The following is a 14,958-nucleotide window of genomic DNA, read 5'->3' on the forward strand; positions in this document are numbered from 1 at the left end:
GACAGAATAAAAAAACTGATCACTCATGGCATAGGTGTTCCCTCTAGGAATGCAGAACTTCCTATTTAACAAACCATTTATGGCCTATGCCATATGCCCCTAATGAAAGCAGACAGCAGGGAGAGTATTAAAATTTCTCGCTTGAATAAATTCAATATATTTGGTGGGGAAGGAGAAGGTCATGCACAAAAATCTTTGTATAGGGGCACTTTTTCTCGGTTTATTTTCTGCATTACTAGGTTGTCAGGAGGAATCAACGATTGAGACGAGCAAAGTGATTGTGGAGTCGCTAGAAGATGAGAAGATCATAGAGGATAGGGATCAAGTGAAGGAACTATCGGTGTTGATGGAGGAGGTGGATTGGGAGAAGGGGGGCCCCTCGATGGCAAGGAAGCAAGACCTACTCCTACGAATGATGGATGCAGAAAGGGAGGAGGTAGAGAACTACGCCATCTGGTGGAGGGAAAGTGGGAAGGCAGAAGTGCTGAGGGAGTCTTCTGTGAATGAAACGACATATGGGAGGCTAGCTGCCGAGCATGTAGAGGATTTACGGGATATTTTATCAGGGGTTCATTGATTTTTTAAAAAGGAGTTTGACGAGAACCCTTCCCATAATTCCTACAACCCAGGCATACCATATTAGTAATCCACTCATAGGGAAAGAGGGGCTACTTTGAAGCGGTTACCTGACTTCTTAATCCTTGGAGGCATGAAGTGTGGCACCACCACTTTTTACGATAACCTTATCCAACATCCACTCATAAAGCCTGCAGTGATGAAGGAGATTCATTTTTTTGATAGTGGTCATTATCGGAAAGGGATCTACTGGTATCGGGTGCAGTTTCCCTTACGGAAATCCCCATATGTATCGGGTGAAGGAAGTCCTCGCTATCTCTTTGATCCAACAGTACCTTACAAAGTGGTGCAGCATCTTCCACTTGGGAAGTTCATTGTTCTCCTACGCAATCCGATCGAACGTGCCTATTCTCATTTTCATTATATGGGTATGGGAAGTACCAACCCCGCTATCTCCTTTGAGGAAGCTATTGCCATCGAACAAGATGTGTTTGCACGGTGTAAGCGAGAGCAGAAAGTAGTTCCTCCTTTATTTATGATATTTGATACGTTTTTAAAGCGAGGCATTTATGTGGAGCAGTTGCAGCGATGGTTTGCTTTCTTCCCACGAGAGCAGTTTCTTATTATTCGCAGTGAAGATTACTTTGATAATCCTCAAAAGGTGTTGGATGAGGCTTTTCACTTTTTAAATCTACCCTCCCATACTTTGGATAACCTGATTACCTCCAATCCAACTTATCCATCGATGAAAGCAGAGACGCGTGAGGAGTTAATAGAATATTTCACTCCTTATAATCAGCAACTATATCAGCTGTTAGATAGAGACTTCGGATGGTCATAGTATCAGTAGATGAGTGACATAGCAGGTCTTGATTCACCCCTTTTAGATGGGATTACTCTCTCCCACGTCTAACAGGGGTTTTTCTGATCAGTTGAAGTCCATTCCCGCATGCTTTTCTTATGTTTCAACATGAGCGAAAAACGAGTTGGATGTAGCTGTTGTAATGCTATCATAAGAAGTGAATGGAAAAAAAGAGAGTACAAACAAAGTCACTTGCCTCTGTTTGTACTCTCCTTTACTCTCTTATTCCGACTCTTGTTTATGGTCTCGTAAATGAAAGGTGTAAGCGGTAATCCACCTTTCCTCCGATAATCTCCTTCCCATCTTGATTGGTAACTGCAACGGCAAAGTGGAGGTTATTTTGTGTACGCTCTTGTAAACGTGCCGTTAGGGTTAGCACATCCTCCAAAAAGACCATCCCTTGAAAGCGAACCGCATAATCTTGGATAAATCCTTCTTCATGATAGGGAGTAAAAAGTTTCGATAGTTGTCCCATCATCCACATGCCGTGTGCGATGACACCGGGAAGGCCCGCTTGGGTTGCGTCCTCATCAATGGTATGAATAGGGTTGTAGTCACCGGAAGCTCCTGCATATTTGATTAGCTCCAAGCGGGAGACTGGAGACAAGGTGATCTCGCTAAGTGTTTCGCCTGTCTGCAATTGAGTAAGGGCAGTCATACCCCCATCTCCTTCCTGACGATGCTACTAAGAATGATCACTTGTTCAGAAGAGAAGATCAGTTGTCCTTCAGGTGAATGACCCTGACGTTGCACACGTAAGATTCCCATCAGTCCTAATTTCCCTTCTTTTTCTGTGTAAGCGGCCACTTCTTGAGAGCACATTACTTCTTCCCCGGTAATTAAGGGGCGTTCGTAATGAAAGTGTTGTTCCCCATGAATCAATCCTTTTTTTGGTAGAGATAGCGAGGCGATTTCGCCATAATCGAATGTAACAGGAAAAGTGGGGGGTGCCACATTGGCTCCATAATGTGAAATTCGCCCACATTCTTCGTTGGTGTAAAGGGGATGAGGATCTCCTATTGCATGAGCAAATTTCTTGATCGCTCCTCGCTCCACGATATTTTTCACAGGGGTGGATCGCTTTCCAATGAAATCGGTTAGCAAATGACTCAACCTCCTCCGATGGATATGAAGCATTGTTTTGTCATGTGATGACGCTCATGTCCCAGAGGTCGCTTAGACCTTGGGGCCACCAGCCACATAGAGCACTTGCCCATTAACGAAAGAGGAGCGTTCATCGGCAAAAAAGAGGACTGCATGGGCGATATCGGCAGGATGACCGCTTCTACCCACAGGAATGGTGTCGATGCTAGCATGTACGAGGTCATCAAAGGAAATGCCGAGTCGTTCGGCTGTTGCCTTCGTCATATCGGTTTCAATAAAGCCCGGAGCAACCGCATTAGCAGTGATCCCAAAACGCCCCAGTTCGATAGCCAATGTTTTGGTTAATCCCTGTAATCCTGCCTTGGCAGTAGAATAGTTTGCTTGCCCGCGGTTACCGAGTGCGGAAGTAGAAGAGAGATTAATGATCCGTCCATACTTTTGCTCTACCATGTATTTTTGTGCCGCACGAACGGCTTGGAACGACCCTTTGAGGTGAACATCCATTACTTGTTGCCAGTCGTCCGTGCTCATTTTAAATAAAAGGTTATCGCGAATGATACCCGCGTTGTTGACAAGAATGTCCAACGAACCGAAGGTGTCTACGACTTCTTTCATGGCCACTTCTACCTGCTCAGCATCGACGATATCCACAACCTTGGCAAAAACATTAACCCCGTTGTCTCGTAACTCGCGTGCCGTTTGGCTCAAGGAGTCCTCGTTGATATCGACGAGGGCGACGCTTGCGCCCTCGTTAGCAAATTGTTCGATAATCGCTTTGCCGATTCCGCGACTGCCTCCGGTCACGAAGGCGACGCGGTTGTTAAAGCGCTTCTCCATGTTGCTTCCTCCCTTGGCTATTGTCCAACTTTAACGTGCTCTTTTAGTAGATTGCGGGCAATGATGAGGCGTTGTATTTCATCGGTACCATCGTAAATACGCCAGAGGCGTGCTTCACGGTACCAACGCTCAATGGGTAGCTCTTTGGTATAGCCCATGCCACCGTGAATCTGTAGTACACGATCCACGACTCTACATCCCATATTGGATCCATATAACTTTGCCATGGAGGCAACGTGTCGATTATCTTCTCCTTGATCCAATGTGAAGGCAGCATTTAGCACTAACCACTTGGCGGCTTCGATTTCTACAGCGGAGTCAGCGATCATAAATTGGATGGCTTGCCGTTCGGCGATCGGCTTTCCGAAAGTAACGCGTTCTCTGGCATATTGAATGGCCATTTGAAGCAGTCGCTCCGCTGCTCCAACGGCCCTTGCGCCGACAATCCAGCGTGCGAAACCGATCCATTCTAAGCCCAAGTCGTACCCTCGATGGACTTCTCCCAGTACGTTTTCATGGGGCACCCGTACTTGGTCAAAGATGAGGGAAGCTGGACCCCAATCCCCCATGGTATCAATGTATTCAGAACGCCATCCCATCTCGCGGTCGACGATAAAGCAGGTAATCCCATCCCGTGGATTGGCGCGTTTCTTCTCTTTATCCGTTACAGCGATTACCATGACAAAATCAGCTTCATTCCCCCCAGTGATGAAGGTTTTTTCACCATGCAAAATCCATTCGTCACCCTCTCGAGTGGCTGTCATTTTAATGTTTTGTGTATCGGAGCCAGCATCGGGTTCCGTCATGGCAAAACAAGATTTCTTTTCTCCGTTGATCGTAGGGAGGAGATACTTCTGTTTTTGCTGTTCATTAGCATAATACAGAATATTATCAGCGTATCCTCCGAAGCGAAAAGGAACGAATGTCTTGGATACCTCCATCAACACGATCGCTAGCATCATATTTCCCAGATCAGCACCTCCATACTGCGTAGGGGTGCTAATCCCCCAGAATCCCGCCTGCTTGGCCTTTTGCTGAAGTGCTTCTATGGTACTAGGAGGAAGGCTGGGCTTTCCTTCTCGTTCATTTCGCAGAACTTCGCTTTCAAGTGGCATTAATTCTTTCTGGACAAATTTACGAATCGTTTTCTGCACCATCTGTTGTTCTTCGGTCAGTCGGAAATTCATCTTCATTCCTCCCACATTAATTTTGTTTGATAGAAAGTTCCTCAATTATTTTTCTTTTTAGGATCTTCCCTACATCTGACTTAGGTAATTCCTCCATGAAAGTGATGGAGGTGGGGACTTTATAGGTGGCGAGATGCTCCTGGCAGTAGCTGATGCATGCTTCGTCTGTTAAAGTTGATCCCTCTTTCACAGCGATGACCGCGAGGACGGTTTCGCCACGGTAATGATCAGGTACCCCGATTACAGCTGCTTCTACAATCTCTGGATGGCGATAGAGTACATCTTCCACTTCGATCGGGTAGACATTGTATCCACTGGCGATAATTAATTCTTTCTTGCGTCCGGCGATATAAAAGAATCCATCCTCATCCATCTTGGCAAGGTCACCTGTATAGAGCCAGCCATCACGCAATGCTCTTGCGGTCTCTTCAGGCATTCCCCAGTATCCTTTCATGACTTGTGGTCCACGAATGATCAGTTCTCCTATCTCTCCACAGGACATTTCTTGCTCACCCGTTTTGGCATCGACGATTTTGGCATCGGTATTGGGAAGGGGAATGCCGATGCTACCCGCTTTCTGCAACCCTTCCACTGGATTGCGGTGAGTGACGGGTGAAGCTTCCGATAATCCGTATCCCTCAGCGACTTCTGTGCCACTTAGGCTGTTAAAGCGATGAAGAACTTCAAGTGGCAAGGGAGCGGATCCACTCGTACAGCTTCGTAAACAGCTTAAATCGAAGGGAGATTTCTCATGATACTGAAGGAGTGCCATGTACATGGTAGGGGCTCCAGGAAAAGAGGTAGGTTTCGTCTTTTTGATTAGCTCAACCACTTCGCCTACTTCAAATTTAGGGACGAGAATCATGTTTCCGCCATGATAAAAGGTGAGACTCATCGCACCCGTCATGCCGTACACATGAAACAGAGGAGCAATAGACAAAATGCGCTCCTCTCCCTTGCGCGTCTTGATGTACGAGGCAGCAGCGCATTGTAAGGTGTTCGAAACAATGTTGTAGTGTGTTAGCATCGCTCCTTTGGAGCGACCAGTGGTTCCACCAGTGTATTGGATGACAGCTATATCCTCTTGAGGATCAATGTCAGCAGGGAGAAGAGGAGGATTATTCTCAGCTTGGGCGAGAAGCGCATCAAAAGAAGAATCCTTCTCTAAAGAGGTCGTAATGATTTGATTGACAGAGGTTTCTCCGAGGATGGAGTTGGCTACTGGGAGAAGTTTGTCCAGGATGATTAAGAAGGAGACATCGCTGTCGTTTAAGGCATAGCGTAGTTCTCCCGGTTTATACATGGGACTTAGTTGGACAATGGTGGCTCCACAGAGGAGAGCGGCATAGAAGCTTATGGGATATTGTGGACTATTGGGGAGCATGATGCCGATGCGGTCCCCTTTCTTAAGCCCCAATTGTTGCAGGCAACGAGCGAAGCGTTGGATCTTCGCATAGAGCTCCCCATAGGTAAGCGAAGTGTCATAGAAGGTAACAGCGGTGTGGTTCGGATACATTTCTACAGACTGATAAAGAAATTCAGGTAATGAGCAGATAGGTAACTCCACTTCTTTTGGATTGCCGTTAGCAACGTGTTGGTTCCAGGGTCTTCGTTCCATGATACTATCCTCCTTAATAGTCTAATGTTTCAGAATTCATCCCTGCCACAATATCTACGTTCACTGGTGGATAGGTCGTTTTCCAGGCTCTTTGCATCGATTGCAAAAAAACAACCTCTACAAATCATGAAGTAGTAATTCAGATGTGGGAGGATATCTTAAACATTTCGACGTATAGGTTAGATTAAGTGATCAAGATGTAATCGCTTACATTTCTCTGCTAATAAATATGTAACTAGTATACGGTAGATTCTTCATTAGATCAATACATGAGGAGGGAGAAGGATGAGAGAAAGAATGGTGACGACGAGTAGTGAAGGGCTAAAAGAGGATTCTTTTCCGATGCGTTTGTATCGCAAGGCGAAGCGGTTTGGCATATGGAATCCAGAAGAGATTGATTTTTCACAGGACAAGAGAGATTGGCAGAAGTTATCTTCCAAACAGCAGGAGGATATCTTGGGACTCATTGCTCAGTTTCAAGGTGGGGAAGAGGCAGTTACCATGGATCTTTTGCCTTTGATGATGGTGATTGCCAAAGAGGGGCGCCTCGATGAAGAAATGTACTTAACTACTTTTCTATATGAAGAGGCGAAGCATACCGAATTTTTCGGGCGATTCCTGAAGAATGTCGAGGATACAGGAGATTTGAGTCGCTTTCATACGGATTCTTATCGCAAGATCTTTTATGAAGTCTTACCTGAGGCCATGCAACGACTCACTCATGATGATTCTGCGGTTGCGGTTGTCGAAGCATCCACCGTGTATAACTTGTTTGTAGAGGGAGTATTGGCGGAGACAGGGTACTATTCATTCTATCAATCGTTGGAGAAGGAAGGATTGATGCCAGGATTACTGAAGGGGATTGGTCATTTGAAACAAGATGAGTCCCGTCACATTGCCTTTGGCACGTACCTCTTGCAACGGTATATTGCAGAAGATGCTCGTTTGTATGAGGTGGTGGAAAAAAAGATGAATGAATTGGCCCCTCTCGCGGTAGAGATGTATATGGAAAATAGCAAGGGAAGAAATACCGGGTCATTTGGTAATGATCTCGATCGAGTGAGCCAGTTTATGACGAGACAATTAACGATTCGCATGGATGTTTTGGCACGTGCGCGAGGAAAAACAGTGGAAGAAATCTACAAGATGAATGAAGCAGATGTTCAACCGACTACGCGGTCTCGGTAAAACGGATGTCAGTGATAGATAGATAAAATGGATTGGAGGAGTAGAGGATGCCTTTGAGTTATCACCCTTTTTCATTGAAAACCGTTCTTCATAATGGAGCGGGTACTCGTGCGATGATTCCCGATCTCTTTCGGGGAATGCAAGGCTCACGTGTGGTTCTGTTTAGCGATCAAGGGTTAAAAAGATCAGGAGTAGTGGAACAAGTAGAAGCTGTCTTTTCTCAGACTGATCAGGCAGGTCCAGAACTTGTAGGGACTTTTTTGGATTTGGATCAAGATGCGACGAGTAAGTGTGTGAATGAGGCAGCTCGCTTTGCCCGTGAGCTAGGAGCAGATTCCCTATTGGCAGTGGGCGGAGGGAGTGTGATGGATGCGGTAAAAGGAGTGAAGTACTCTCTCGCTCACGAATTAACGGATATAAAGTCAGTTTTGACGAAGGGGATTATATCTGAAAAATGGCCCCAAGCGAGACCTTTCCAAATACCGCATCTCTCGATACCAACCACTGCGGGTACCGGATCAGAAGTGTCTCCCATAACCGTTATTTATAATGAGGAGAAGAAGATCAAGTCCAATTTGATTCATCCGCATTTACCATCGGATATGGCGGTATTAGATCCTGAATTGACCGTTAGCCTACCTCCATTTATCACGGCTTTTACTGGTTTTGATGCGCTAACGCATGCGATTGAAGCGGTAGCCTCTCCAGCCTCCAATACGTATACGGACGCTTTAGCATTACACGCGATTCGTACCATTGAAAAAAACCTCCCGCTCGCTGTACAAGAAGGGGAGAACCTGTTGTCTCGTATGGAGATGCTGGAAGCTAGTGCCATGGCCATTACTGCTTTTAGCCTATCGCTTAAGGCGATTCCTGTGCACAACTTTGCGCATGCTTATGGAGCATTATTTCGCATTCCCCATGGACTTGCGAATGCCCTCTTTTTACCTGTGGTGATGAAGGTATTTCCAGACTTGTACTTACCAAAAGTAGATGTACTGGCACAGGCACTCACTGTTGAAGCCACTGGGTGTAGAGAAGACCGATTACAGGCTGTTATTCGCCACATCGAGGAATTTCGGCACCAAGTGGGGCTACCGAAGGATTTCTCAGATGAAAATGCAAGGATGGCAGGGGAAAAAGATGAGGAAGAAGCATTTGCACGCGTTGTGGAAGCGGTCAAAAACGATCCGGTTGCACGAATTTTTCCACTTGCTGAGGAGAAGATCGGTGAGGTGGTGCAACACGTAGGGCAGGTGAGAATGGAGAAAAGTTTGTAGGCATTTTTGCTAGTGTCAATATAGCTATGCTATCGAGCAACCTCGTTCTGTGGGAATGGGAGGTTGCTTTTTAGCGTTGGTCACGCAATTGTTAAGGTTGAAGGTCTAGCAACCTTTCATTCGTGGTAAACTGGAGAAAACGATGGATAGACGAGGTGATCAGTATGCCCAATCAGCAGACATCGGCGAAATCGGGAATGGCAACCAAAGTAATCGTCGCACTCTCTATTGCGATTAATGCCATTGTGGCCATTCTCTTTTTTATACCGAAATCAGATCAATTTAGCCATATGGATTTGACATTTCTTCCGCTGATCAATGCGGTATTAAATAGCTTTACATTTGTGTTTTTGGTAGCGGCCTTGATCATGATCAAGCAAAAAAACATTACCTGGCACCGCCGCTTTATCTTAGCTGCTTTTACGGCGACAGCCCTCTTTTTGGTCACCTACTTGACCTATCATTCGCTAGCTGAATCCACTTCTTATGGTGGGGAAGGACCCATTCGCTATATCTATTTCTTCATCTTACTGACACACATCTTCTTAGCAGCTATCATCGTACCTCTAGCTTTGTTCTCTATTTACTATGGCTGGAAAATGGACAAACCCCGCCATCGCAAGATTGCTCGTTGGACGATGCCGATTTGGCTGTATGTAAGCTTGACCGGAGTGATCGTATACTTAATGATTTCTCCTTATTACTAAAGCGAGTTTTGCATCAAGCTGATGGTAAAGTGCGGAAGCACTTGTCATCAGCTTTTTTATTTATGAAGAATCACTTTCCGATATATAGGAGAAATTCTTGCTAGAGGGCTTTACTCATGTCATAATCAATAATTGTGCGTCGCAAAGAGAGGAGAAAGAAGACATGTCTGACAAAGAAGTAATTCCTTATGAATCTGCGAGAGGAAGAGCGAGAATCGCAATCATATTATGTAGTATATGCATACCTTTATTAGTATCTATTATCATATTAGATGGATTTTCTATATGGGCAATGAATAAAGTTATGACTGGGGAAATGGTTTCGCGGCAGGTGAGATTGGCTGAGATTGGATTGCATTCGCTTGTTCGGATTATTTATTACCTTTTTATTCTGCTGGCATTTATCTGGTTTTTAATGTGGTTTCACCGTATTTTTCGTAATGCTCCTTCGTTACGAGCGACGGACATCGATTTTACTCCTGGATGGGCAGTAGGGTGGTTTTTTATCCCATTAGCTAACGTGATTGTGCCTTTTCAGGTAGCGAATGAAGCCTGGCATGCAAACGCAGCTTCGCCTGAAAAAGAAGAACGGGGAGAGGGAATAAGGAAGGCAGTTTCAGGTATTGTTCTTTTTTGGTGGTTGTTTTGGATCGGCAAAGAAGTGACGCGAATCATGAAGAGCGTCTATTATAATGGTCAAGTTGCTACTCTAACGGATGTTTCTACGTATGAATCTACGCTGGTTACGAATCATTGGTTGGATATCCTGCAACAATCTTTGGCGATCGTTGCCCTCGTGTGGACGATCTTATTGCTGAAGAAATTGACAGAGCGCCAAGAAACACGTTTTCAAGTGATACAAGAAATGGAGAAAAACAAGGATCGTCGCCCTATGCACGTCTCATAAGGTAGGATTGACTTAGAAGTAGATGGAAAGGTTGCAGGTACGTGTAGTTTGCTTACTATTGTCTAACAAAAAGGTTGTAGAAGAGAATCCTGTCCAACGACAGGATTTTTTTCATGAGTTGCTCTTTGACTCTAGAATAGAAGAATATACTTTCGTGTTCAAAGTAGATGATGAGGCAAAAGAAAAAGGGCTTTGTTCTGAAAATACCCATTATGAATAAAATGAGACAAATGCAATAATAGGAAGGAAATCACAAAAGAAAAAAGAATGACTGGATAGAGATGAAAGGAGTGAAGGAGATTGAGCGAAAAATTACGTGATTGGGACCATCTTTACGGCAGTGGGGAATTTCTCGAGATGTGGGACTATCAGTACCCGTCACAGGAGCTGGTTGCCTTTACGGCGACAGGCTTGCTTCCTGCACAAGGAGCCGTGCTTGACGTAGGCTGTGGTGGAGGACGGGAGGCTATTTTTTTAGCACAACAAGGGTTCTCTGTCATAGGGATAGACATGACAGAGAAAGCTCTTACAATTGCCAAGAAACGAGCAGAACAGGCAGGGACGAAGGTAGACTTTCGGCTGGGCAATGCATTGCAATTGCCTGTAGAAAAGGAATCGATCGATTTTGCCAATGATCGTGGATGTTTTCACCTTATTGCGGAAGAGGATCGCCCCCAATATGTAGAAGAGATGGTGCGCGTGTTAAAGCCCGGTGGCAGAATACTCTTACGAGGATGCCGTAAAAATCCGGACGAGGAAGCATCGTTTATTCCGGTTACCTGTGAGGTGATTGAACGGCTCTTCGCACCCCACTTTGATTATGGACCAGTCCTTCCGCTTCAAATGGTCTCCAATAAAGGCGGATATGGTTTGGACGGCAATCTTGTCATTTTGCGTAAAAAGGAGTAGGGAAGAGGGTTGGAATGGATATCATTATTCGTACGATTCGCAGAGGAGATGCGTCAGAATTTTTGCTGTTGACACAAACGCTAGAACAGGAATCATCCTTTATGATGTTGGAGCCGGATGAACGAATAAGCACGGTTGACGAAGAGGAAAGGAAAATTGAAGAGATCGTAGCACAAGAGAATCAAACCATCCTGCTGGCGGAAGAGGGACAGAGATTGGTGGGGTTTTTAGCGGCGATCGGCGGTCCATATCGTCGTAATGGCCGGACGGCTTATGTTATTGTCGGTTTACTACAAGCATACACAGGAAAAGGGTTAGGCTCTCGTTTGTTTACTGCTTTAGAAGAGTGGGCGATCCAGCAGGGCATTCATCGTCTAGAGTTGACGGTGATGAAGCATAATGATCGGGCGATCGCGCTTTATCACAAAATGGGTTTTCACAAAGAGGGGATCAAGAAAGATTCATTATGGTTGGAAGATCACTATATCGATGAATACTATATGGCCAAAATTATAGACGGTCCCTATAAAGAGAAGTCGTGAGGTGGATAAGAGATGAAAGAGTCAAACTGTCCTTTTTGTCAATTGGATCTCGTATCTGACCAAAGAGTGATGTTAAGTAACGATTTATGTACATTTGTGCAAAAGCCACAGCCTGTCCTCAAAGGATCGGGACTCATTATTCCGAATGCGCACCGTGAGACGGTCTTTGATCTTACACCGCAAGAATGGGAGGCTACATATGAATTGTTGCAAGAAGTGAAGCTCTACCTAGATGAAGCCTATCAGCCGGACGGATACAATATCGGGTGGAATAGTGGGGAAGTGGCCGGACAAGAGATTCATCATGCTCACATGCACATTATCTTACGTTATCAAGATGAACCCTATGCGGGTCGAGGAATCCGGTACTGGCTGGAGCAACCGGAAAATCTACGTCGGTAGTCTTTTATGATAGGACGACAAGAAGGAAGAAAATCCGTCGCGAAGAGGATCTTCTTCCTTTTTTATGTACACGATCTTAGAATTTTTAGAGTGCCTCCATCGCCTCCCTTCATTTTCTCATCGCCAGGGAGCTATGAACAGTATATAATAATAGAATCAGAATAATAAAATCATTCTATGCTTTAATGATTTTCCGTGGGGTGGAGACAAGACGGCAGAAGCACACAGTGGATGTCTCATTCGGCCATTGATACAAGCGGATGCAGAAGATGTTTACCAGATTAAGAGGCAACCGCAGGTGATCCATGGGACTTTATCCTATCCCGAAAGTAATTTTTTGACAAGTGGGCTTCTCTATTAGAAGAGCCTATGTCACGCTTTTGGCGCAGAAATGGAAAGGAGAGTCGTGGGTCCATTACCCTTCAACAGTATGGTGGAGTCAGAGCTCATGTTGGTGCCATTGGGATGGCGGTGCATGATGAATGGCAAGGACAAGGGATTGGTACAGCTTTGCTTTCTCATGTGATAGACTTTAATGAGAAATGGCTGAAGTGCAAGCGTTTGGAATTGGAAGTTTATCCAGATAATATTGCTGATGTCCGCTTATTTCAATCGGCTGGCTTCAGTCAAGAAGGCCGCAAACGGAAGGCTGTATGAAGAGAGGGGGAATACGTGGACCTTTTAATGATGGGGAAGTGGACAGATGGCAAGGTGTGAAGCATGAGGAGGATCGGCATGAAAGTGAAACATCTAGAGATTGTACATACAAGAGTATTTGGAGCAAGTCCACAGGGTGGAAATCCCTGTCCGGTCATCATGAATGGGGACGATTTTCTTTCCGAAGAAATGCTGCGTATTGCTGAGGAAAGAGGGGTGGAAACAGCCTTCCTTCTCTCTTCTTCTCACCCAGAATGTGATATTCGCCTACGTTTTTTTACTCCGAGTAAAGAGCTGGATATGTGTGTTCATGGTACGGTCGCTGCTGTGACAGCCATTCTACGGCATCGAGTGGGGGTTCACCCCTTTCCCTTTCGTGTGGAAACAGCGAAAGGGATGGTGACAGCCAATTGGGTCCATCGAGACGGACAAATTGATGTCGTGGTGGAGCAGTTTCTACCGCAGTATTCAGAGCGCGTTCCCGCTGACTTCGAAGTAGCGGCTGCCCTAGGGATAACGAAGCACGATATGGATCTTGCCTTAGGACCAGTCGAAGCCGTTTCAACTGCAAGCAACAAATTAATGGTGCCACTCCAAGGTCGAGAAGCTCTGCAGCTACTCCAGCCTAATTTTGAAACGTTGTGGAGGATGTGTGATCGCTACGATTTGACGGGTGTCTATCCCTTCGTCGTCTTGGATGGTTCAGGCGAATATCATGTTGAAGCGCGTCAGTTTCCTAACCAGGTAGGGTATGTGGAGGATGCGGCTACGGGTGTCGCTGCCAGTGCTTTGGGTGCTTACCTGACTAAATATGCTCCTTCACTCGGTGAAAAGGTAGGGGATTGGCTTACTCTTCGCGTGGGTCAAGGAGTGGAAATGGATGCACCTAGCAAAATGCAGGTGGAAATGCAGCAGGAGGATGGAGTAATTAAGCAGATTCGTTTACGCGGTAGAGCGGTTACAGTGGCGGTATAATTTGTTTATACGAAAAGGGGGAGCCTGTCATGCATTACGGTCCAATTGCTCAAGAAAAAGTTCCTCATCTGCGCTCGCTATTGCAACAGTCCTTTAATTTTGAGAAGGAATTTACAGACAAGTGGTTGAATTGGATGGGTCATGCCAACATGCGTGTTGTTACTCAAGGGGAAGCGATTGTTGGTAGTGTTTGCTTGCTACGCATGGGGCAGTGGTTTGGAGGGAAGTCCCTTCCCATGGCAGGGATATCAGCTGTGGCTATCGCACCAGAGGGAAGAGGAAAAGGAGTTGCCACTCAGCTCATGCGCGCGAGCTTAACGGAACTTTTCCATGATGGTTTCCCACTTGTTACCTTATACCCGGCTACTGTTTCGCTGTATCGGAAGGCTGGATTTGCTTTAGCAGGTACCCGCTATCTCTATCGCCTACCCTTAGATCAAATGAGTGGGACGATGAATGCATTGGAGTTGGTGAAGGTTCCTGCTGGCTACGATGAACAGATCGCTCACTTTTACCAAGAGCATGCTGCACGCGCCAATGGCTTCCTTGAGCGGACGAAGCAGATGTGGGATAAGCTATTTCTCCTGCCCGAACACGACCTTTATCTTTACCGTGTGGAACGAGATGGGCAGATGGAAGGGTATATCTATCTGACACAAGAGGCACAAGATACCACCCTCGTCGTGCGAGAAATGCTGACCAATACGAATGATGCGGCCCAGCGCCTCCTCGCTTTTATTAAGGATCACGGGACGATGTTTGATGAGGTGAAATGGTGGGGAGGACCACAAGACCCCACTGTCCCACTGCTGGAAAATCCCTTTGATTTGAGTGTGGATCGTTACGAGGAATGGATGCTACGGATTTTGGACGTAGAAAAGGCCCTTACCTTGCGAGGTTATCCATCAGGTTTGCCGATGAAGCTACACCTTGAAGTGTTTGATCCTTGGTTTAAACAAAACTGTGGTCGCTTTCTCCTCACTCTATCGAAGCATGGAGAGGCCAGCGTTCAACGCGGAGGGAAAGGGCGCATCTCTCTGGATGTAAGAGGATTGGCGGCATTATTTACAGGGCGTCAAACACCACAACAATTAATTCAAACAGGATATTTACAAACGGATAGCGAAGAGGAGCTACAAAAGGCGTTACTTCTCTTTGCAGGTCCCCAACCATGGATGGTAGATATCTTTTAATCGAAGGGGTTAAA

Annotated in this window: 17 protein-coding genes; 12 read left to right on the plus strand and 5 right to left on the minus strand. The window is 45.7% G+C overall.

The genetic code is table 11. The features are described from left to right. Positions 1-181 precede the first annotated feature (181 nt). The gene (locus tag AC6RGY_RS03845) at positions 182-577 is read left to right on the plus strand and encodes a hypothetical protein (protein WP_499859875.1); all 396 of its coding nucleotides are present in this window, start codon (positions 182-184) and stop codon (positions 575-577) included. Between the two features lie 96 nt (positions 578-673). Further along, positions 674-1,417: a sulfotransferase domain-containing protein gene (locus AC6RGY_RS03850; RefSeq protein WP_499859876.1), complete on the plus strand. Its 744-nt coding sequence runs from the start codon at positions 674-676 to the stop codon at positions 1,415-1,417. 259 nt (positions 1,418-1,676) lie between these two features. On the opposite strand, the gene AC6RGY_RS03855 is transcribed toward AC6RGY_RS03850, so the two are convergent. From AC6RGY_RS03855 to AC6RGY_RS03875, 5 genes are all read right to left on the minus strand, one after another. Then, positions 1,677-2,096: a MaoC/PaaZ C-terminal domain-containing protein gene (locus AC6RGY_RS03855; RefSeq protein ID WP_499859877.1), complete on the minus strand. Its 420-nt coding sequence runs from the start codon at positions 2,094-2,096 to the stop codon at positions 1,677-1,679. Further along, the gene (locus AC6RGY_RS03860) at positions 2,093-2,542 is read right to left on the minus strand and encodes a MaoC family dehydratase N-terminal domain-containing protein (RefSeq protein ID WP_499859878.1); all 450 of its coding nucleotides are present in this window, start codon (positions 2,540-2,542) and stop codon (positions 2,093-2,095) included. Before AC6RGY_RS03860 ends, AC6RGY_RS03855 begins: the two co-directional genes overlap by 4 nt. A 72-nt stretch (positions 2,543-2,614) precedes the next feature. Further along, positions 2,615-3,379, minus strand: a complete 765-nt coding sequence (gene fabG / locus AC6RGY_RS03865; RefSeq protein ID WP_499859879.1) for a 3-oxoacyl-ACP reductase FabG — start codon at positions 3,377-3,379, stop codon at positions 2,615-2,617. Between the two features lie 17 nt (positions 3,380-3,396). Continuing rightward, on the minus strand, positions 3,397-4,566 hold the full coding sequence (locus AC6RGY_RS03870) for an acyl-CoA dehydrogenase family protein (protein ID WP_499859880.1): 1,170 nt from the start codon (positions 4,564-4,566) through the stop codon (positions 3,397-3,399). Positions 4,567-4,582: 16 nt separating this feature from the next. Continuing rightward, positions 4,583-6,184 (minus strand): long-chain-fatty-acid--CoA ligase, encoded by a 1,602-nt coding sequence (locus tag AC6RGY_RS03875; RefSeq protein WP_499859881.1) that lies wholly within the window; start codon positions 6,182-6,184, stop codon positions 4,583-4,585. A 285-nt stretch (positions 6,185-6,469) separates the two neighbouring features. Between AC6RGY_RS03875 and AC6RGY_RS03880 the strand changes: the two genes are divergently transcribed. From AC6RGY_RS03880 to AC6RGY_RS03925, 10 genes are all read left to right on the plus strand, one after another. Then, on the plus strand, positions 6,470-7,372 hold the full coding sequence (locus AC6RGY_RS03880) for a R2-like ligand-binding oxidase (RefSeq protein ID WP_499859882.1): 903 nt from the start codon (positions 6,470-6,472) through the stop codon (positions 7,370-7,372). Positions 7,373-7,419: 47 nt separating this feature from the next. After that, complete coding sequence (locus AC6RGY_RS03885) at positions 7,420-8,652, plus strand: iron-containing alcohol dehydrogenase (protein ID WP_499859883.1); 1,233 nt, start codon at positions 7,420-7,422, stop codon at positions 8,650-8,652. A gap of 164 nt (positions 8,653-8,816) precedes the next feature. Continuing rightward, entirely contained in the window at positions 8,817-9,359 is a 543-nt protein-coding gene (locus tag AC6RGY_RS03890) for a DUF420 domain-containing protein (protein WP_499859884.1), read from the plus strand. Between the two features lie 292 nt (positions 9,360-9,651). Further along, on the plus strand, positions 9,652-10,266 hold the full coding sequence (locus tag AC6RGY_RS03895) for a DUF4328 domain-containing protein (protein WP_499859885.1): 615 nt from the start codon (positions 9,652-9,654) through the stop codon (positions 10,264-10,266). A 300-nt stretch (positions 10,267-10,566) separates the two neighbouring features. Then, positions 10,567-11,175: a class I SAM-dependent methyltransferase gene (locus AC6RGY_RS03900; RefSeq protein ID WP_499859886.1), complete on the plus strand. Its 609-nt coding sequence runs from the start codon at positions 10,567-10,569 to the stop codon at positions 11,173-11,175. Positions 11,176-11,189: 14 nt separating this feature from the next. Then, positions 11,190-11,717: a GNAT family N-acetyltransferase gene (locus AC6RGY_RS03905; protein ID WP_499859887.1), complete on the plus strand. Its 528-nt coding sequence runs from the start codon at positions 11,190-11,192 to the stop codon at positions 11,715-11,717. A 12-nt stretch (positions 11,718-11,729) separates the two neighbouring features. Continuing rightward, the gene (locus AC6RGY_RS03910; protein WP_499859888.1) at positions 11,730-12,119 is read left to right on the plus strand and encodes an HIT family protein; all 390 of its coding nucleotides are present in this window, start codon (positions 11,730-11,732) and stop codon (positions 12,117-12,119) included. Between the two features lie 369 nt (positions 12,120-12,488). Next, the gene (locus AC6RGY_RS03915) at positions 12,489-12,776 is read left to right on the plus strand and encodes a GNAT family N-acetyltransferase (protein WP_499859889.1); all 288 of its coding nucleotides are present in this window, start codon (positions 12,489-12,491) and stop codon (positions 12,774-12,776) included. A gap of 78 nt (positions 12,777-12,854) precedes the next feature. Then, positions 12,855-13,751 carry a PhzF family phenazine biosynthesis protein gene (locus tag AC6RGY_RS03920; RefSeq protein ID WP_499859890.1) on the plus strand — a complete coding sequence of 299 codons (897 nt, stop codon included), beginning with the start codon at positions 12,855-12,857 and terminating at the stop codon, positions 13,749-13,751. A gap of 29 nt (positions 13,752-13,780) precedes the next feature. Then, positions 13,781-14,944, plus strand: a complete 1,164-nt coding sequence (locus tag AC6RGY_RS03925; protein ID WP_499859891.1) for a GNAT family N-acetyltransferase — start codon at positions 13,781-13,783, stop codon at positions 14,942-14,944. The last annotated feature ends 14 nt before the right edge of the window (positions 14,945-14,958 follow it).

This window comes from Mechercharimyces mesophilus (genome assembly GCF_059818345.1).

Bases quoted from the DNA above. Each gene is read 5' to 3' on its own strand.
- AC6RGY_RS03845 (WP_499859875.1), top strand. From the start codon at position 182: ATGCACAAAAATCTTTGTATAGGGGCACTTTTTCTCGGTTTATTTTCT.
- AC6RGY_RS03855 (WP_499859877.1), bottom strand. From the start codon at position 2,096: ATGACTGCCCTTACTCAATTGCAGACAGGCGAAACACTTAGCGAGATC.
- fabG (WP_499859879.1), bottom strand. From the start codon at position 3,379: ATGGAGAAGCGCTTTAACAACCGCGTCGCCTTCGTGACCGGAGGCAGT.
- AC6RGY_RS03870 (WP_499859880.1), bottom strand. From the start codon at position 4,566: ATGAATTTCCGACTGACCGAAGAACAACAGATGGTGCAGAAAACGATT.
- AC6RGY_RS03875 (WP_499859881.1), bottom strand. From the start codon at position 6,184: ATGGAACGAAGACCCTGGAACCAACACGTTGCTAACGGCAATCCAAAA.
- AC6RGY_RS03880 (WP_499859882.1), top strand. From the start codon at position 6,470: ATGAGAGAAAGAATGGTGACGACGAGTAGTGAAGGGCTAAAAGAGGAT.
- AC6RGY_RS03885 (WP_499859883.1), top strand. From the start codon at position 7,420: ATGCCTTTGAGTTATCACCCTTTTTCATTGAAAACCGTTCTTCATAAT.
- AC6RGY_RS03890 (WP_499859884.1), top strand. From the start codon at position 8,817: ATGCCCAATCAGCAGACATCGGCGAAATCGGGAATGGCAACCAAAGTA.
- AC6RGY_RS03895 (WP_499859885.1), top strand. From the start codon at position 9,652: ATGAATAAAGTTATGACTGGGGAAATGGTTTCGCGGCAGGTGAGATTG.
- AC6RGY_RS03905 (WP_499859887.1), top strand. From the start codon at position 11,190: ATGGATATCATTATTCGTACGATTCGCAGAGGAGATGCGTCAGAATTT.
- AC6RGY_RS03910 (WP_499859888.1), top strand. From the start codon at position 11,730: ATGAAAGAGTCAAACTGTCCTTTTTGTCAATTGGATCTCGTATCTGAC.
- AC6RGY_RS03915 (WP_499859889.1), top strand. From the start codon at position 12,489: ATGTCACGCTTTTGGCGCAGAAATGGAAAGGAGAGTCGTGGGTCCATT.
- AC6RGY_RS03920 (WP_499859890.1), top strand. From the start codon at position 12,855: ATGAAAGTGAAACATCTAGAGATTGTACATACAAGAGTATTTGGAGCA.
- AC6RGY_RS03925 (WP_499859891.1), top strand. From the start codon at position 13,781: ATGCATTACGGTCCAATTGCTCAAGAAAAAGTTCCTCATCTGCGCTCG.